Below are 17,368 nucleotides of genomic sequence, written 5' to 3'. Positions count from 1 at the left end.
TAAATAGTGGTCCGGCACCGGGACGTCCGTGATCGTCTGAGAGGATCCCAGCATGGCCGCATCCCCGAGTACCGCACGGGCCATCAACGACCGGCTCGCCCTGCGACTGCTCCAGGACGAGGGCCCGTTGACGGCGACCCAGCTGAAGACACTCACCGGACTGTCCCGCCCCACCGTCGCCGACCTCGTCGAACGGCTCAGCGGCTCCGGACTCGTGCATGTCGTCGGCGAGGCCGGCGCCGAGCGCCGCGGCCCCAACGCCAAGCTGTACGGGATCGTCGCCGACCGGGCCCATCTCGCCGCGCTCGACGTGCGCACCCGGTCCGTCTCCGTCGTGGTCTCCGACCTCCTCGGCACCACCCTCGCCGAGACGGCCGCGCCCGTCAGCGAGACCGGCGGCACCGGCGCCGCCGTGGAGCAGGCCGTCACCCTCCTCCAGCAGGCCGTACGGGAGGCCGGCGCCGACCGGCTGCACACCGTCGCCGTCGGCGCGCCCGGCCTCATCGACCCGGCCACCGGCGAACTGCGCGACTCCACCGGACTGCCCGCCTGGCACCGCCGGCTCATCGGCGTCCTCCAGGAACGGCTCCCCGCCCCTGTCCTGGTCGAGAACGAGACCAACCTCGCCGCCGTCGCCGAACTGCGCGAGGGCGCGGCCCGCGACCGGGCCGACTTCGTCCTGCTCTGGCTCGGCCAGGGCATCGGCGCGTCCGTCGTCCTCGACGGGCGCGTGCGCCGCGGGGCCTCCGGCGGCGCCGGCGAGATCGGCTTCCTGCCGGTGCCCGGCACCTCCGGGCCGCCCTCGGCCACCGGCTGCGACGGCGGCTTCCACGAGCTGGCCTGCGGCGCCGCCGTCGAGGCCCTGGCCGTGACCCACGGCCTGGACCCGGCCACGGCGCTCACCTCCGGCCACGGCCCCTTCCTCGACGCCCTCGCCCAGCGCCTCGCGATCGGCGCGGCCGCGGTGGCCGCCGTCCTGGACCCGGGCTGCGTGGTCCTGGCCGGCGAGACCGGCCACCAGGGCGGTCCGGAGCTCGCCGCCCGCGTCGAGACCGCGCTTGCCGGGCTGTCCCCGCTGCGCACCGAGGTGCGGGCCACGGCACTCGGTGACGCGGCGGTGCTGCGGGGCGCCCTGCTGCGGGCCCGCGACGAGGCGCAGGACCAGCTTTTCCCGTAGCACCTGGGGGGAACGCGGCCGCGCCGCGCCCCGGACAGGGGGACGCGGCGCGGTGGGAGGCCCGGCGGCGGCAAGGGCCGTGAGAACCGCCGCCGGGGGTTTCGGGTGGTACGGGCCGGTGTGGAACGGGTCAGCAGGCGCCGAGGTCCTGCCAGACGCCCCATTCACCGGTCGTGCCCGGCTCCTCGTTCTGCGTCCACCACTTGGCCTTCCAGTTGTGGCCCTTGTGGGAGACGGTCTGGCCACCCGTGTAGACCTGGCCGGCGACGTACGCCGGGTTGGTGCAGGTGCCCCCGGTCGGCGTCGGGGTGGGGGTCGGCGAGGTGGTGGTCGGGGTCGGCGTGGGCGAGGTGGTGGTCGGCGTCGGCGTCGGGGTGGCGGTCAAGCCCCCCGGCTCCACCGTCGTCGTACCGCGCGTCAGGTCACCGGCGAGCGCGTACGTCGTGCCGTTGATGTTCACCGTCCAGTTCGACGGGGTCGAGACCGGCAGGTAGTAGTTGAACGCCAGGTCGACCGTGGCGCCCGGGGCGAGCGACTGCCAGGACGGGAGCTTCAGGGAGACCCGGTGGAAGTCGCCCTTCAGACCGCCCACGTTGTTGCCCGTGTGGTCGCTGCTGATCACCGTGGTGCCGAAACCGGACTGGTCGGAGGCGTTGCCCGGCGCCGAGGTGGCGTAGTCGAACTGGAACTCCGTGCCGCCCGGCAGCGTGGTGGCGGTGTTGTTGGTGATCTTCAGCTTCGGGGTGATCGGGTAGTTGGAGTCGCCGAGCTTGAACTCGGTGAACTCCACGCCCACGTTCACGGCCTGCGCCGGCAGCGCCTTGTTCGACTTCTTCGCGCCGTACGGGGTGGCGGCCTTGAACTTGTCGTACATCAGCGAGGTGAGCGTGTCGCCCATCTCGTACTGGCCCTTGGCCGCGTTCCAGCCGTAGTCGCCGGCCAGCTCCCAGATCATCGTGCCGCCGATGCCGCGGTCGACCACGTAGTCGGCCTTGGCGGCCACGGACTGCTCGTCCTCGGTGGAGAGGAAGACCTTCTTCTCGGCGTTCCACAGCCACGGCGCGACCAGCGTCGCGTCGTACTTCCGGGCGTAGGTGCCGGTCAGCGTCGTGCCCGACGGGAAGCCGTACGTCGTGACGTAGTCGCCGACGATCCCCTTCTCGAGGTTCTTGGCGTGCCACATCGGGTTGGAACCGGCGGGCGACTCCTGCCCGTTGGTGTCCTTGTCGTGCCACAGGTTGTCGATGCCGACGGCACCGTCACCGCACTTGGTCAGGCCGGAGCCGGCCGGGCAGGTGGTCGTGGCGGCCTTGCCCCACAGGCCGTCGGTGCCGCCCTGCACGTTCTTGAAACCGCGGGTGTAGTACGGCAGCCCGATGTTGATCCGGCCGGACGGCATCGAGCCGCGGAAGTAGTGGTACGCCCAGTCGGTGTTGAGGTAGCCGATGCCGCCGTACTGCGAGGTGGAGTACACGCTCGCGGCGGCGAGCTCGGCGTCCTTGCCGTCGTCGAACAGCGAGGCGTTCGGGCCGACGTACTCGTTCCAGGCGCCGTGCAGGTCGTAGGACATGATGTTGACGTAGTCCAGATACTTCTGCATCTGGAAGGTCTCCATGCCGCGCAGCAGATAGCCGGAGGAGGGCGCGGCGACGGTCAGCATGTAGTGCTTTCCGTCGGTGGCGCCGGCCCGGTCGAGCTTCTCGCGCAGCGACTTCATCAGGGCCGCGTAGCCCTGGACGAGGCCCGCGCGGCGCGCGTTGGAGAGCTGCCAGTCGAGCGGGTTGCCCGAGTCCTTCATCGTGGTCGGGTACTCGTAGTCGATGTCGACGCCGTTGAACCCGTACGTCCGGATGAAGTCGACGGCGGAGTTCGCGAACGTGTCGATCCCGGCCTGGTTGACCGAACCGTCGGCGTTGGTCGCCATCGAGTAGAAGCCGCCGGAGGCGACCCGGTTGCCGTTGTCGTCGAAGTAGCCGCCGGTCTCCGCCCAGCCGCCGACCGAGATCAGCGTCTTCACGTTCGGGTGCTGCTTCTTGAACTTGTTGAGCAGGTTGAAATGGCCCTTGTAGGGGAGTTCCGGGTCCATCTCGGCGCCGGCGACACCGGGCCAGGTCATCCCGGTGGCCGCGTTGTTCGGTCCGTCCGTGCCCACGGACAGCTTGTTGTCGCCGCCGACGTGCCCGAAGGCGTAGTTGATGTGGGTGACCTTGTCCCACGGGATGTCGGAGGCGAGATAGGCGGGCTCGCCGTTCTTGCCGGTGCGCCAGCCGGTGAAGTAGCCGATGACCCGGCGCTGGTGGTCCGCGCCCATCTTCTCGCGGCCCTCGGTGTCGTAGACCGAGCAGTACGGGACGTCGACGCCGGGCGTCTTGTAGAGGCCGTCGGGGCGGCAGGCCTCGTTGTCGGCCGCGTACGAGACGCCGCCGGCGGCGAGGGAGCTGATCAGCAGCCCGGCGACGGCGGCACCGGACGCGAGCAGCGAGGCCCTCTTCTGGGTGGGGGACAACACGATCTTCCTCCATAGGAGGTCAGGATTGCTCAACGAACAAGGGGGTGGGTCGTGTTGGGCCCGTGGAGTGCGCACCCGGCGGGCCGTGCCTCGGAGGTGACACGGACATTAAGAGGACTAGACCAGTGCGTCAATAGGTCTGGACCAACGAAGGGTTTCGTGGCAGGGTCATGACCGATTGTGAGTGAGCCCACAGGGCCTCACCCGTATGGCCGGTCGCGGTCCGTGGCACACTGGGCCTGTATCAGCAGCAGCGCACTCCGGGGTCGGTGTAATTCCGAACCGGCGGTATAGTCCGCGACCCGTCCGCAGCCAGCGGCCGGTTGACCAGGTGGGATTCCTGGACCGACGGTGAAAGTCCGGATGGGAGGCAGTGCGCGGCGGGCGACCCCTGTCAGGGGTGAGCCGGCCGTACGTCCGCTGGTCGCCGTACCCGTACGCGGGGGAGGCGCACCGGAGGACCCTCGGCCTCGGCGCACCCTGCGCGAGGCCCTCGTACCCGCTCTCTGTCGTCATCGACAGGCCCCGGAGTCCGTGCCCGAAGAGGCAGGAGGACCCGGTGGCCACCCAGGCCGACATCACCGCCATGCGACGCGCGATCGCGCTCGCAGCCCGCGGTCTCGGCTCCACCAGCCCCAATCCGGTCGTCGGCTGTGTCATCACCGACGCCTCCGGCCACCAGGTCGGCGAGGGGTACCACGAGCGCGCCGGCGGCCCGCACGCCGAGGTCCACGCCCTGCGCGCGGCCGGTGTCCTGGCCCGCGGCGGCACCGCGTACGTCACCCTCGAACCCTGCAACCACACCGGCCGCACCGGCCCCTGCGCCCAGGCCCTGACCGAGGCCGGGATCGCCCGCGTCGTGTACGCGGTCGGCGACCCGAACCCGCAGGCCATGGGCGGTGCGGACACCCTGCGCGCGGCCGGGATCGAGGTCGAGCAGGGGCTCCTGGAGGCCGAGGCCGAGGCCGGCAACCTGGCCTGGCTCACCTCCGTGCGCACCGGCCGCCCCTTCGTCCGCTGGAAGTACGCCGCCACCCTCGACGGCCGGATCGCGGCCGCCGACGGCACCTCCCGCTGGATCACCTCCGCCGAGTCCCGCGCCGACGTGCACCGGCTGCGCGCCGAGGCCGACGCGGTCGTGGTCGGCTCCGGGACCGCCCGCGCCGACGACCCCCACCTGGCCGTACGCGGCATCGAGGGCGCCGTCCAGCCGCTCCGCGTGGTCGTCGACACCGAGGCCACCGCCGTCAAGCCCGGCGCCCGGGTCCTCGACGACGCCGCACCCACCCTGATCGCGGTCGCCGAGGACGCCGAGACCGCCCTCGAACCCGTCGTACGGCTGCCCCGCGCCGCCGCCGGCGGGCTCTCCGTCCCCGCCCTCCTGGACGCCCTGTACGCGCGTGGCGTCCGCTCCGTCCTCCTCGAAGGCGGCCCCACCCTGGCGGGCGCCTTCGTCGCCGCGGGCGCCGTCGACCAGGTGGTCGGCTACCTCGCCCCGGTCCTCCTCGGCGCGGGCCCGAACGCCCTCGCCGCCGCCGGAATCACCACCATCGCGGAAGCGTTGCGCCTCGACGTCACCGAGACCGTGCGCATCGGATCCGACCTCCGCATCACTGCGACCCTCAAGGGAGCCTGACCGTGTTCACCGGAATCGTCGAAGAGCTGGGCGAGGTCGTCGCCGTCGAGCAGCTTGAGGATGCCTCCCGCTTCCGTCTGCGCGGCCCCGTGGTCACGGAAGGCGCCCGGCACGGCGACTCGATCGCCGTCAACGGCGTCTGTCTCACGGTGGTCGAGTTCGGCGACGGCGAGTTCACCGCCGACGTGATGGCCGAGACCCTCAAGCGCTCCTCGCTCGGCGCCCTGGAGGTCGGCTCCCGGGTCAACCTGGAGCGGCCCATGGCCGTCGGCGGGCGCCTCGGCGGGCACATCGTCCAGGGTCACGTGGACGGCACCGGCACGATCCTCGACCGCGAGCCCTCCGAGCACTGGGAGATCGTCAGGGTCGGCCTGCCCGCGCAGCTCGCCCGTTACGTCGTCGAGAAGGGCTCGATCACGGTCGACGGCGTCAGCCTCACCGTCGTCGAGGTCGGCGACGACTGGTTCACCATCAGCCTCATCCCCACCACCCTCGCGCTGACCACGCTCGGCATCAAGCAGAGCGGCGACCCGGTCAACCTCGAAGTGGACGTCATCGCCAAGTACGTCGAGCGGCTGCTCGGCCCGAACGGACCGTCGACCGGACCCACGGACGGACAGGAGAACGTCAAGTGAACTGGCTCAACTCCGAGGCGTTCACCCTCCTCGACCAGCACATCATCTGGTCGGACATGATCGGGAACATCTTCGGCCTGGTCGCCCTCACCCTGGGCTGGCGCCGCTCGGTGTGGACCTGGCCCGTCCAGTTCCTGGCCGGCCTCGTCCTCTTCGGCGCCTTCTACGGCCACCTCACCGGCAGCGCCGGCAAGCAGGCCGTCGTCATGCTGGTCGCCCTCTTCGGCTGGTGGCAGTGGAGCCGCGGCAAGGGCCAGGGCACGGACGGCCACATCTCCGTGCGCTTCGCCACCTGGCGCGAGCGCGGCGCGATGATCGCCGCCGCCGCGGCGGGCACCGTCGCCGTGGCCCTCCTCTTCAAGGCCTACCCGGACCTGTCCTGGGACCCCTGGCCCGACGCGTACATCTTCGTCGGCACCATCGTCGCCATGTACGCCCAGGCCCGCGGCATGGTCGAGTTCTGGTTCGCCTGGCTGCTCGTCGACCTCGTCGGCGTCCCGCTGAACTTCGCCAACGGCTACGCCTTCTCCGGCTTCGTCTACGTCATCTACGGAGCGCTCGTCCTGTGGGGCATGCGCGACTGGTGGCTCCGCTCCCGCACGACCGCCCCCACCCTGGAAGGAGCCCACGCATGAGCGCGCTGCCGATGTGGGACGCCACCGACCTGACCCTCGACCCCGTCGAGCAGGCCATCGCGGACATCGCCGCCGGCCGCCCCGTGGTCGTCGTGGACGACGAGGACCGCGAGAACGAGGGCGACCTCGTCCTCGCCGCCGAGAAGGCCACCCCCGAGGTCGTCGCCTTCATGATGAGCGAGTGCCGCGGCCTGATCTGCGCCCCCATGGAGGGGGACGAGCTGGAGCGCCTCCGGCTGCCGCAGATGGTCGACCACAACACCGAGTCGATGAAGACGGCCTTCACCGTCTCCGTCGACGCGAGCTCCGCCCACGGCGTCAGCACCGGCATCTCCGCCGCCGACCGCGCCACCACCCTGCGGATGCTCGCGAGCGGCGACTACGAGCCCGGCGACTTCGTCCGCCCCGGCCATGTCTTCCCGCTGCGCGCCAAGCCCGGCGGCGTCCTGGTCCGCAACGGGCACACCGAGGCCGCCGTCGACCTCGCCCGGCTCGCCGGACTCCGCCCGGCCGGCGCCATCGTGGAGATCGCCGGCGAGGACGGCGTCATGCTGCGGCTGCCCGAGCTGATCCCCTTCGCCCGCAAGCACGGTCTGACGATCATCTCCATCGAGGACCTGATCGCCTACCGGCGCTCCGCCGAACCGACCGTGCGCCGCGAGGCCGAGGTCCACCTGCCCACCCGGCACGGCGACTTCACCGCGTACGGCTACCGCTCCACCGTCGACGGCGTCGAGCACGTCGCGCTCGTCCACGGCGAGCTCGGCGACGGCGAGGACGTCCTGGTCCGGGTCCACTCCGAGTGCCTCACCGGCGACGTCTTCCACTCGCTGCGCTGCGACTGCGGCCCGCAGCTGGAGGCCTCCATGGACCGCGTCACCGAGGCGGGCCGCGGGGTCGTCGTCTATCTGCGCGGCCACGAGGGCCGCGGCATCGGACTGCTCTCCAAGCTGCGCGCGTACGAGCTCCAGGAGCGCGGCCGCGACACCCTCGACGCCAACCTGGAGCTGGGCCTGCCCGCCGACGCCCGCGACTACGCGGCCGGCGCGCAGATCCTCGCCGACCTCGGCGTGCGCAGCCTGCGCCTGATGACCAACAACCCCGACAAGGTCGTCGCCCTCACCCGGCACGGCCTCACCGTCCAGGGCCGCGAGCCCATGCCGGTCCAGGCGGGCGAGCACAACCTGCGGTACCTGCGCACCAAGCGGGACCGGATGGGCCACGACCTTCCGTGGCTGGACGGCGCCGCCGCCCCCACCTGCGGCAACCAGTAGGCACGCCAGCACATCAGCACATCAGCACGTACGTACGAACCGGCTAGGAGAGACATGAGCGGCAAGGGCGCACCCGTCCTCAGCGTGAAGAACTGCGGCGACCTGCGGGTGGCCGTGATCGCGGCCCAGTGGCACGAGAAGATCATGGACGGCCTCGTCGACGGCGCCCTGCGCGCCCTCGCCGAGCTCGGCATCGAGGAGCCCACCCTGCTGCGCGTCCCGGGCAGCTTCGAGCTCCCGGTCGTGGCCAAGGTGCTCGCCCAGCGCGGCTACGATGCGGTGGTGGCGCTCGGTGTCGTCATCCGCGGCGGAACGCCGCACTTCGAGTACGTGTGCCAGGGCGTCACCCAGGGCCTCACCCAGGTCTCGATCGACACCGGCGTACCCGTCGGATTCGGCGTCCTCACCTGCGACAACGAGGAGCAGGCGCTGGACCGGGCCGGCCTGGAGGGCTCGTCCGAGGACAAGGGCCACGAGGCCGTCACCGCGGCCGTCGCCACCGCCACCATCCTGCGGACGGTCAGCGAGCCCTGGCGCTGAAACCCTGACGCCGGGCCGGACCTCCCCACCCCGTACTCTTAGGACATCATGGCGAACAAAACCTTCGAAGAGCTCTTCGCCGAGCTCAAGCTCAAGGCCGAGACCGGCGACCCTGCGACCTCCCGCACCGCGGAACTGGTCGGCAAGGGCGTCCATGCCATCGGCAAGAAGGTCGTCGAGGAGGCCGCCGAGGTCTGGATGGCCGCCGAGTACGAGGGCAACGAGGCCGCCGCCGAGGAGATCTCGCAGCTGCTGTACCACGTCCAGGTGATGATGGTGGCCCGCGGGATCTCGCTCGACGACGTCTACGCCCATCTCTGAGCATCCCCGCTTCGAGAACCCCCTCTGAGCACCGAGCACGCGAAACCCCGAACACCCCTGAAAACCTCCTGAGGCAAAGGAAGCCCGTCCCATGCTGCGCATCGCCGTCCCCAACAAGGGTTCTCTCTCCGGACCTGCGATGGAGATGCTCCATGAGGCGGGCTACCGGCAGCGCAAGGAGTCCAAGGAACTCGTCACCGTCGACCCGGAGAACGAGGTGGAGTTCTTCTACCTCCGCCCCAAGGACATCGCGATCTACGTGGCGTCCGGCCGGCTCGACATCGGCATCACCGGCCGCGACCTGCTCCTGGACTCCGGCGCCAACGCCGAGGAGATCCTGCCGCTGAACTTCGGCCGCTCCACCTTCCGTTACGCCACCCGCCCCGGCACCGCCGAGGGCCCCGCGGACTTCCACGGGATGACGATCGCCACCTCCTACGAGGGCATCGTCGCCAAGCACCTGGCCGAGCAGGGTGTCGACGCCTCCGTCGTGCACCTCGACGGCGCCGTCGAGACCGCGATCCAGCTGGGCGTCGCCCAGATCATCGCGGACGTCGTCGAGACCGGCACCAGCCTGCGCAACGCGGGCCTGGAGGTCATCGGCGAGCCGATCCTCACCTCCGAGGCCGTCGTCGTGCGCCGGGCCGGCGCCACCGCCGAGGACCCCAAGGTGCAGCAGTTCCTGCGCCGCCTCCAGGGCGTCCTCGTCGCGCGCTCCTACGTGATGATGGACTACGACTGCCGCGCCGAGCACCTGGAGCAGGCCGTCGCCCTCACCCCGGGCCTGGAGTCGCCCACCGTCTCGCCGCTGCACAACGAGGGCTGGGTCGCCGTGCGCGCCATGGTCCCCGCGAAGGAGGCGCAGAAGGTCATGGACGACCTGTACGAGCTGGGCGCCCGCGCCATCCTCACCACGGCCATCCACGCCTGCCGCCTCTGAGACCCAAGGAAACCGGCACTCCCATGTCCGACTCCGCCGTTCCCGCCCTCCCGGTCACCTTCCGGCCGGGCCGCACCCGGGCCGTGCTGCTGACCCTCGGGGCGACGATATTCGTCGTCGTCTCGGCCCTCGGGCTGATCCTGGACCCGATGCACCCGGGGGAGCGGGCCAGCTTCGTCCTCACCGCCACGCTCTTCCTGGGCGTCATGGTGCTGCTCAGCCGGCCCAAGGTGGTCGCCGACGACGAGGGCGTGACGGTCGTCAACATCACCCGGAAGCGCCGGCTGGCCTGGGCCGAGGTGCTCCGGGTCAACCTGCGCCCCGGTGACGCCTGGGTCTTCCTCGACCTGAGCGACGGCACCAGCCTGCCGGCCCTCGGCATCCAGCCGGGCATCGCCAAGGAGCAGGCCATCCGCGACGCCCGCGCGCTGCGCGCGCTCGCCGAGGCCCACGGCACCGGGACCGAGTCCCGCTGACCCGGCCCCCGGCCCTGACCCTCGACCCGGTTCCGACCCCGGCCGGACCGGGGGACGGACCCTGATCCGTCCCCCATACGGGGCCGACCCCCTGCCCGCGACGGCGCGGGCGTGACTAATCTGGTGGCGGTGGTGCCGAGCGGCACCACCGCCTCGCTTGTGCAGGGCCGCCCGCCGGCGGCCCGCGAGGCCACCCTTCGACCCGAGGAGTGACTCCCTCCGGCAATGGACGGATCGTCCGGTAGTACCTGCGCCGCCCCCTCACCCGAGGCGGCGGCATGATCGTCTCGCTCCTGCTGCTCGCCGCAGCCCTCCTGCTGATCCTCGCCAACGGCTTCTTCGTGGCCGCCGAGTTCGGCCTCGTGACCGTCGAACGCGCCGAGGCCGAGCGCGCCGCCGCCGAAGGCGACCGCCGCGCCCGCGGTGTCGTCCGGGCCCTGCGCGAGCTGTCCTTCCAGCTCTCCGGCACCCAGCTCGGCATCACCATCACCTCGCTCGTCACCGGCATGCTCGCCGAGCCCGCGCTCGCCGGACTGCTCCACGCGCCGCTGACCGCCACCGGCCTGCCCGAAGGCGCCGTCTCCGGCATCTCCGTGCTCGTCGGCATGCTGCTCGCCTCGGCCGTGCAGATGGTCGTCGGCGAACTCGTCCCGAAGAACTGGGCGGTCTCCCGGCCGCTCCAGGTGGCCCGCTTCGTGGCTGGACCGCAGCATGTCTTCGCGAGCCTGTTCCGGCCCGTGATCGCCCTTCTCAACACCGTCGCCAACCGGCTCGTCCGGCTGTTCGGCGTGGAGCCGGCCGACGAGCTCGACTCCGTCCGCACCCCCGGCGAGCTGGTCTCCCTGGCCCGCCACTCGGCCCTGGCCGGCGCCCTCGAACAGGACACCGCCGACCTCTTCGTACGGACCCTCACGCTCGGCGGGCTCACCACCGAGCAGGTCATGACCCCGCGGGTGAAGATGAGCGCCCTCCAGTCGGACGCCACCGCGGCCGACGTCCTCAACCTGACCCGGGCCACCGGCCTGTCCCGCTTCCCGGTCTACCGCGAGCGGATCGACGAGGTCGTCGGCATGGTCCACCTCAAGGACGCGCTCGCCGTCGTCCCCCACGAGCGGCACCGCACCCCGGTGGGCCGCATCGCCGTCCCGCCGCTGCTCGTCCCCGAGTCGCTGCCGGCCCAGGCCCTCCTGGAACGGCTGCGCCGCGAGCAGCCCATCGCGGTCGTCGTCGACGAGTACGGCGGCACCGCCGGTGTCGTCACCCTGGAGGACATCGTCGAGGAGCTCGTCGGCGAGGTCCGCGACGAGCACGACAGGGCCGCCGACGAGCGGCCGGAGCTGGCCGCGGTGCCGTCCGAGGACGGCACCCAGGTCTGGGAGGCCGACGGCTCCTGCCGGGTGCACACCCTGCACCGGATAGGACTCGACGTGCCCGACGGACCGTACGAGACGGTCGCCGGGCTCGTCGCCGATCTGCTCGGGCGCATCCCCGCCCCGGGCGACCGGGCCGAACTCCCCGGCTGGCGGCTCTCGGTCCGCCAGGTCGACCGCTACCGCGCCGAGCGGGTGCGCATCGTGCGCACCGCCCCGGTACCCGTCGGAGCGGAGACGGCCCGATGAGCCTGCTTCCCCTCCTCTTCGCTGCGCTCCTGGTGCTCGCCAACGGCTTCTTCGTCGGCGCCGAGTTCGCGCTCGTCTCCGTGCGCCGCAGCCAGATCGAGCAGCGCAGCGGCAAGCGGGCCCGCCAGGTCCTGTACGGCCTGGAGAACCTGCCGCAGATGATGGCCGCCGCCCAGTTCGGCATCACGGTCGCCTCGCTGACCCTCGGCGCCGTCGCCGAGCCGACCGTGGCCCGGCTGCTCGAACCGGTCTTCCACGCCGTGGGCGTGCCGGAGGGCCTGATCCACCCGCTCGGGTACGTGATCGCGCTCGCCGCGGTGGTCTTCCTCCACCTGGTGATCGGCGAGATGGTCCCGAAGAACCTCGCCATGGCCGACCCCGAGCGCACCGCGCTCGCGCTCGGCCCGGGCCTGGTCGGCTTCGCGCGCCTCTGCCGACCGGTCACCAGCGCGCTCGGCGCCTGCGCCCACCTGGTCCTGAGGGCCTTCAAGGTCGAGCCCAAGGACGAGGTGGAGGCGGTCTTCACCAGCGCCCAGCTCGGCCGGCTCGTCGAGGACGCCGGTCAGGCCGGACTGCTCGACCCGGCGGAGCAGGAGCGCCTGGAGGACGCCCTGGAGCTCGGCACCCGCCCGGTGACGGACGTCCTCATCCCCTCCGCCTCCCTGGTCACCGTGCCCCCGTCGGTCACTCCCCGGGACATCGAGGAACTGACCGTGCGGACCGGCTTCTCCCGCTTCCCGGTCCGCGCCCAGGGCGTACGGGCCGAGGGCCGCGGCGCCTTCATGGGCTTCGTGCACGTGAAGGACATCCTGGACCTGGAGGACCGGGAACGGGCGGTGCCCCAGCAGGTGTGGCGCCCGATGGCCACGCTGCGGGCGGAACTGCCGCTGGACGACGCGCTCACCGTGATGCGCCGGGCCGCGACCCATCTGGCCCAGGTGTCCGACGCCTCCGGCCGGGTGCTCGGCCTGGTCGCCCTGGAGGACGTCCTGGAGATGCTGGTGGGCGAGGTCCGCGACCCCGCGCACCGGGTCGGGTCCGTGGTGCGGCACCCCTCGGGGCCGGGGCCGTCGCAGCCGCCCGCGCGGGCGCTCGCCGGCTGATCCCGGCCGGTTCGCGTCTCCCGTCGGAGCCGCCGGTCAGATGCCCGGCGGCTCCTGCGGTCCGCGGTCCATCGGCCCGCGCCCCGAGAGCACCTCGCCGTACGCCTGCATCAGGTCCGGAAGCCGCAGCGTGGCCAGGTCCTCGCGGCCCGGTGTGCCGGCGTAGCCGGACAGCCGCAGATCGCGGTACGCGCAGGACTTCTCGTACAGGGTGCGCAGGAAGCGCCCGTTGCCGAGCTCGTCGATCCAGCCCTGCTCGACGACATGCCCGCTGATGGAGCGCAGCTCGTCCAGCGACTCCTCGTCCCAGCCGTCGCCGTTCGCGGCGGCGAGCACCTTGCCGATCTCGGTCAGTTCGAGCGGGCGGTACGAGGGGAAGTCGACGCGGGTGGTGAAACGGGAGGACAGGCCGGGGTTGGCGGCCAGCAGCCGGTCCATGCCCTCCGGGTAGCCGGCCAGGATCACCACCAGATGGTCCCGGTTGTCCTCGGCCCGCTTGAGCAGCACCTGAAGGGCCTCGTCGCCGTAGGCGTCGCCCTTGCTGTAGCCGGTGTTGGAGAGCGAGTAGGCCTCGTCGACGAAGAGCACCCCGCCGATCGCCGAGTCGATCAGCTCATTGGCCTTGACCGCGGTCTGGCCCAGGTACTCGCCGACCAGATCGGCCCGCTGGGCCTCCACCAGATGGTCGCCGCCGAGCAGCCCGAGCGCGTAGAACACCCGGCCGAGAATGCGGGCCACCGTGGTCTTCCCGGTGCCCGAGGGGCCGGAGAAGACGAAGTGCCGTTTCGGCGGCTGGACGGGCAGGCCCTGTCCGGCCCGGAGCCGGGCCATCTCCAGCTGCGCCGACAGCGCCTTCACCTGCCGCTTCACCGGCTCCATCCCGACCATCCGCTCCAGCTCCGCCAGCGCCTCGGCGAGCAGCGCCGGGTCGGTGGGGCTGGCCGGGAAGCGGGGCGGCGCCGGCTGCGCCGGGACCGCCGCCTTCTGCCGTACGAAGTCGGGCGGCTCCGGCGGTGCCGGCGGCGGCCCGGCCTCCGGCCGGAGCAGCAGCCCGTCGCCGCCCGGGACCTCCGGACCGTCCCGCTCGCCGTCCACGGTGTCCTGGCCGAGCCCGCCGTACAGCGCCGGGGCATAGCCCACCGGGTCGTCCGGGCCCTCGAAGCCGTCGTACTCGGCGATGGCCGCGAGCCGCGCCGCGGTGTCCATGAACGCCGGGTCGATCCGGTGCACCGCCCGGTAGAGCGGCAGCGCGGCCGCGGACCGGCCGGTGCCCTCGTGCGCCCGGGCCAGCCAGTAGCGCAGCTCCTTGCGCTGCGGCTGCTCGCTGCGGCAGCGCATCAGCGCCGCCGCGAGCAGCGGCTCGGCCTGCCCGTACATCTCCAGGCGCACCCGGGCCATGCCGCCGAAAAGACCCGCCTCGATGCCGAGCAGCGGATCGTCGACCAGCGGCTCGGTGTGCCGTACGAGCTGGTCCCAGTCCTTGACCAGATAGGCGCGGCAGGCGTGCAGGAAGCGCACCTGCGGGTCGGCGTCTACCGGCGGGAGCCCGGCGAGCGCCCGGTCGAGCTCGGGCACATGCCGTCCGTCGAGCCAGTGGGAGGCGTGCGCGAGCAGCAGATCGCGCGGGGTCTCGAGCACCGGCTGCACCCACCAGCCCAGCCAGTACCAGGAGTTGAGGGTGCGGCGGTGCCGGGTCCGCTGTTCGCCGAAGCGCTCCCGGTTGCGGTACATCCGCAGCAGCGCGGTCGTGGTGTCCACCCGCAGCGCGTGCAGCCCGAGCCAGCCGTCGGCCATGCCGGGGTCGATGCGCACCGCCGTCCGGAACTCCTCCTCGGCCTGCGGATAGGCGCCCATCGTGTAGGCGTCGACTCCGCGCAGCCAGGCGAGCTCGGCGGGGGCATGCGTGCCCTGTGTGCCGAAGTCCATCGGGTCCCCCACAACCGTCTACACGTGGACGGGAATTGACCGCACCGAGGGGCATCGTACCTGCGCAGGGGGTGCGTGAAGAGGGAGAAGGAGCCGATCGGCCGCGATCGACGCGATCCGCGGCCCGCTCACCGGCCGTGACCCACGGTGATGGTGAGGGCGGAACGAAGCCCCCGATCACGGGGGAACAACCGGGGGCTTCGCGTCCGCGGCGGCTTCGAAGAGCCGCACATTGAGAACGTAAGACCTGTACGCCCCTTGGGTCAAGCCGAGTTGAGGCACTTGCGGAAGCGGAGTCGAGGCCACTCAGTTTGCGGCCGGGGAGTCGTCACGTTCGGTGATGATCTGGTTCGGGCCCGCTGTCACAGCAGGCCCTGGCAGCCACTCGTAACCCTCCCCGCGCTCCCGTACCAGGGTGTCGGCGAAGGGCCGCGAGGGGTCCTCGGCGAAATGGCGAGTCTCCGCCATCGTCCAGCCGTCCCAGAACGCGTCCTGCGCCGGTCCGTCCCGGCGCCGGCCGCGCCGCCACGACTCCTCGGGACCGCGCTCCATCCACAGCAGCCGCGCCAGGAACGGCCGCAGCACCCGCCGCCCGGCCCCCACGCCCTCCATCAGGACCACGGGCGCCGCGGGCAGTGGCCTCGGCGGACCGAAGGCGCGCAGATTCCAGTCGTACGGGTGATAGTGCGCGGTCCGGCCCTCGGACAGCGGCTCGACGACCTGGCCCAGGAGCCGTCCGGTCCACTCGAAGAGCTCCTCATGGCTCGCGAGGTCGTCGAGATGCAGCACCGGCGCGCCGTCCAGGGCGGCGGACAGCCGGGCGGCGAGCGTGGACTTGCCGGATCCGGCATGCCCGTCGACCGCGACGAGCCGCACCGGGCCGCAGGACGGCGGCAGCCGGCGCAGCGCGGCGGCGGCGCGGTCGAGGTCGGGGTCGGGGCCGGGGTCGGCGGTCATGGCTTCAGGGTAGGGGAGCCCCAGGTCAGCGGGGCTCGCCCTGCCACTGGTGGAGACCAATATTGCTCGGGCGGCACGCGTCGAATCGCTGGCGGGAGGCGTCCGCGAGCCGCGATAGTGGGCCCGCAGCCCATCCGTTCGCCACCACCGACTGGAGGGTCACCGCCCATGCCCCCTGCCACCCCGCGCCGCACCGTCCTCGCCGCCGCCCTCGCCGCGGCGGCCGGAACGGCGGCGTCCGTCGCGCCGGCCGCGGCCCTTGCCGACGAGGCCCCGAGTCGTGCCCCTGGCCTCGTGGACAACCACTTCTGGTCCACGTACACCGATTGGCGCTGCGGCACCGCCTCCGGCACCCGGGCCGTCGCCGGCCACCGCCCCGGCCTGGTCATCGACACCCCGGCCGGCCGCACCGACTACGCCGACCCGCACACCGGCCGGACCAGCACCTGGGAGTACGCGACCTGGACCTCGCCCGTCCACACCTCCGCGGTCCCCGCGACCGAGGTCATCGCCTCCTGGAACGCCCACACCCCGCCCGGCACCTGGATCCAGGTCGACCTGCGCGGCAGCTACGGCGACGGCACCGACACCCCCTGGTTCGTGATGGGCCGCTGGGCCAGCGGCGACGCCGACATCCGCCGCACCTCGGTGGACGACCAGAGCGACGGCAAGGCCTCCATCTGGACCGACACCTTCTCGGTCGACGACCCGGCGAGCGGCCTCCGCCTCCTCTCCTACCAGCTGCGCCTCACCCTCCACCGCACCCCCGGCACGAACCTCACCCCTGTGGTCCGGCGCCTCGGCGCGATGGCCTCCGACATCCCGGACCGTTTCACCGTCCCCGCGTCGCTGCCCGGCCTCGCCCACGAGCTGACCGTGCCCCGCTACTCGCAGAACACCCACGTCGGCCAGTACCCCGAGTACGACAACGGCGGCGAGGCCTGGTGCAGCCCCACCTCCTCGCAGATGATCATCGAGTACTGGGACCGCCGCCCGTCCTCCGCCGACCTGGCCTGGGTGAACCCGGCCTTCGCCGACCCCCAGGTCTGCCACGCGGCCCGCTCCACCTACGACTACCAGTACGCCGGCTGCGGCAACTGGCCCTTCAACGCCGCCTACGCCGCCTCCTACCCCGACCTGAACGCGGTCGTCACCCGCCTGCACTCGCTCACCGACCTGGAGACCCTGATCCGCGCCGGCATCCCGGCCATCACGTCCCAGTCCTTCCTCAAGGACGAACTCACCGGCGCCGGCTACGGCACCTCGGGCCACCTGATGACCGTCATCGGCTTCACCGAGGACGGCGACGTGATCGCCAACGACCCCGCCTCCCCGGACAACGAGGCCGTCCGCCGGGTCTACCGGCGGCGCGAGTGGGAGAACATCTGGCTGCGGACCAAGCGCTACGACGCGAACGGCAAGGTCAGAAGCGGTACGGGCGGTGTGTGCTACATCTTCTGGCCGGTCAAGTCAGCACCAAGTCAGCACCGCGCGCTGCGGTCGCTCGGCCTGCTGTGAGCGTGCACAGCCCGACGGCCGTCTCGCCGACCTGACGGCAGCGCGGCGAGGACGATCGCCCTCTCGCACCGGTCGGAACTCCGTTGCCGGATCGTGACCACA

15 protein-coding genes and 1 riboswitch are annotated in these 17,368 nt (G+C 72.1%); of the genes, 12 read left to right on the top strand and 3 right to left on the bottom strand.

Going from position 1 to position 17,368, the window contains the following annotated elements; genetic code table 11:
* The first annotated feature begins 52 nt into the window (after positions 1 to 52).
* Entirely contained in the window at positions 53 to 1,177 is a 1,125-nt protein-coding gene (locus AB0C73_RS20935) for an ROK family transcriptional regulator (RefSeq protein ID WP_362532130.1), read from the top strand.
* Between the two features lie 130 nt (positions 1,178 to 1,307).
* On the opposite strand, the gene AB0C73_RS20930 is transcribed toward AB0C73_RS20935, so the two are convergent.
* On the bottom strand, positions 1,308 to 3,686 hold the full coding sequence (locus AB0C73_RS20930; protein ID WP_362532128.1) for a chitinase C-terminal domain-containing protein: 2,379 nt from the start codon (positions 3,684 to 3,686) through the stop codon (positions 1,308 to 1,310).
* A 251-nt stretch (positions 3,687 to 3,937) separates the two neighbouring features.
* A riboswitch (FMN riboswitch) is annotated at positions 3,938 to 4,067 on the top strand.
* 178 nt (positions 4,068 to 4,245) lie between these two features.
* On the opposite strand from AB0C73_RS20930, the gene ribD reads away from it, so the two are divergent.
* From ribD to AB0C73_RS20880, 10 genes are all read left to right on the top strand, one after another.
* On the top strand, positions 4,246 to 5,322 hold the full coding sequence (ribD, locus tag AB0C73_RS20925) for a bifunctional diaminohydroxyphosphoribosylaminopyrimidine deaminase/5-amino-6-(5-phosphoribosylamino)uracil reductase RibD (RefSeq protein ID WP_362532125.1): 1,077 nt from the start codon (positions 4,246 to 4,248) through the stop codon (positions 5,320 to 5,322).
* A 2-nt stretch (positions 5,323 to 5,324) separates the two neighbouring features.
* On the top strand, positions 5,325 to 5,957 hold the full coding sequence (locus tag AB0C73_RS20920; RefSeq protein WP_362532122.1) for a riboflavin synthase: 633 nt from the start codon (positions 5,325 to 5,327) through the stop codon (positions 5,955 to 5,957).
* Entirely contained in the window at positions 5,954 to 6,592 is a 639-nt protein-coding gene (locus AB0C73_RS20915; protein ID WP_362532120.1) for a nicotinamide mononucleotide transporter family protein, read from the top strand. The genes AB0C73_RS20920 and AB0C73_RS20915 overlap by 4 nt, the downstream gene beginning before the upstream one ends.
* The gene (locus AB0C73_RS20910) at positions 6,589 to 7,866 is read left to right on the top strand and encodes a bifunctional 3,4-dihydroxy-2-butanone-4-phosphate synthase/GTP cyclohydrolase II (RefSeq protein WP_362532118.1); all 1,278 of its coding nucleotides are present in this window, start codon (positions 6,589 to 6,591) and stop codon (positions 7,864 to 7,866) included. The genes AB0C73_RS20915 and AB0C73_RS20910 overlap by 4 nt, the downstream gene beginning before the upstream one ends.
* 54 nt (positions 7,867 to 7,920) lie before the next feature.
* A complete protein-coding gene (gene ribH / locus AB0C73_RS20905; RefSeq protein ID WP_356072063.1) occupies positions 7,921 to 8,406 on the top strand; it encodes a 6,7-dimethyl-8-ribityllumazine synthase in 486 nt (161 codons plus the stop codon).
* A gap of 48 nt (positions 8,407 to 8,454) precedes the next feature.
* Entirely contained in the window at positions 8,455 to 8,727 is a 273-nt protein-coding gene (locus tag AB0C73_RS20900; RefSeq protein ID WP_362532116.1) for a phosphoribosyl-ATP diphosphatase, read from the top strand.
* A 91-nt stretch (positions 8,728 to 8,818) separates the two neighbouring features.
* Positions 8,819 to 9,667 carry an ATP phosphoribosyltransferase gene (gene hisG, locus AB0C73_RS20895; RefSeq protein ID WP_362532113.1) on the top strand — a complete coding sequence of 283 codons (849 nt, stop codon included), beginning with the start codon at positions 8,819 to 8,821 and terminating at the stop codon, positions 9,665 to 9,667.
* A gap of 23 nt (positions 9,668 to 9,690) precedes the next feature.
* The gene (locus AB0C73_RS20890) at positions 9,691 to 10,143 is read left to right on the top strand and encodes a PH domain-containing protein (RefSeq protein WP_362532110.1); all 453 of its coding nucleotides are present in this window, start codon (positions 9,691 to 9,693) and stop codon (positions 10,141 to 10,143) included.
* 278 nt (positions 10,144 to 10,421) lie between these two features.
* A complete protein-coding gene (locus AB0C73_RS20885; protein WP_362532107.1) occupies positions 10,422 to 11,762 on the top strand; it encodes a hemolysin family protein in 1,341 nt (446 codons plus the stop codon).
* Complete coding sequence (locus tag AB0C73_RS20880) at positions 11,759 to 12,865, top strand: hemolysin family protein (protein ID WP_362532104.1); 1,107 nt, start codon at positions 11,759 to 11,761, stop codon at positions 12,863 to 12,865. Before AB0C73_RS20885 ends, AB0C73_RS20880 begins: the two co-directional genes overlap by 4 nt.
* Positions 12,866 to 12,901: 36 nt before the next feature.
* Here the strand turns inward: AB0C73_RS20880 and AB0C73_RS20875 are convergent, their stop codons facing one another.
* Positions 12,902 to 14,791 (bottom strand): AAA family ATPase, encoded by a 1,890-nt coding sequence (locus AB0C73_RS20875; RefSeq protein WP_362532101.1) that lies wholly within the window; start codon positions 14,789 to 14,791, stop codon positions 12,902 to 12,904.
* Between the two features lie 306 nt (positions 14,792 to 15,097).
* Positions 15,098 to 15,748 (bottom strand): hypothetical protein, encoded by a 651-nt coding sequence (locus AB0C73_RS20870; RefSeq protein WP_362532099.1) that lies wholly within the window; start codon positions 15,746 to 15,748, stop codon positions 15,098 to 15,100.
* 168 nt (positions 15,749 to 15,916) lie between these two features.
* Here AB0C73_RS20870 and AB0C73_RS20865 point away from each other — a divergent pair, with 168 nt between their 5' ends.
* Positions 15,917 to 17,266: a peptidase C39 family protein gene (locus AB0C73_RS20865; protein WP_362532097.1), complete on the top strand. Its 1,350-nt coding sequence runs from the start codon at positions 15,917 to 15,919 to the stop codon at positions 17,264 to 17,266.
* Positions 17,267 to 17,368 lie beyond the last annotated feature (102 nt).

It is taken from the genome of Streptomyces sp. NPDC048623, from assembly GCF_040650755.1.
Lineage (GTDB): Bacteria > Actinomycetota > Actinomycetes > Streptomycetales > Streptomycetaceae > Streptomyces.
This window is presented reverse-complemented; position numbering and strand designations above follow the sequence as displayed.

Coding starts and splice junctions, on each gene's coding strand:
- AB0C73_RS20900 (WP_362532116.1), top strand. CDS start 8,455: ATGGCGAACAAAACCTTCGAAGAGCTCTTCGCCGAGCTCAAGCTCAAG.
- AB0C73_RS20875 (WP_362532101.1), bottom strand. CDS start 14,791: ATGGACTTCGGCACACAGGGCACGCATGCCCCCGCCGAGCTCGCCTGG.
- hisG (WP_362532113.1), top strand. CDS start 8,819: ATGCTGCGCATCGCCGTCCCCAACAAGGGTTCTCTCTCCGGACCTGCG.
- AB0C73_RS20880 (WP_362532104.1), top strand. CDS start 11,759: ATGAGCCTGCTTCCCCTCCTCTTCGCTGCGCTCCTGGTGCTCGCCAAC.
- AB0C73_RS20890 (WP_362532110.1), top strand. CDS start 9,691: ATGTCCGACTCCGCCGTTCCCGCCCTCCCGGTCACCTTCCGGCCGGGC.
- AB0C73_RS20935 (WP_362532130.1), top strand. CDS start 53: ATGGCCGCATCCCCGAGTACCGCACGGGCCATCAACGACCGGCTCGCC.
- AB0C73_RS20865 (WP_362532097.1), top strand. CDS start 15,917: ATGCCCCCTGCCACCCCGCGCCGCACCGTCCTCGCCGCCGCCCTCGCC.
- AB0C73_RS20870 (WP_362532099.1), bottom strand. CDS start 15,748: ATGACCGCCGACCCCGGCCCCGACCCCGACCTCGACCGCGCCGCCGCC.
- AB0C73_RS20885 (WP_362532107.1), top strand. CDS start 10,422: ATGATCGTCTCGCTCCTGCTGCTCGCCGCAGCCCTCCTGCTGATCCTC.
- AB0C73_RS20910 (WP_362532118.1), top strand. CDS start 6,589: ATGAGCGCGCTGCCGATGTGGGACGCCACCGACCTGACCCTCGACCCC.
- ribH (WP_356072063.1), top strand. CDS start 7,921: ATGAGCGGCAAGGGCGCACCCGTCCTCAGCGTGAAGAACTGCGGCGAC.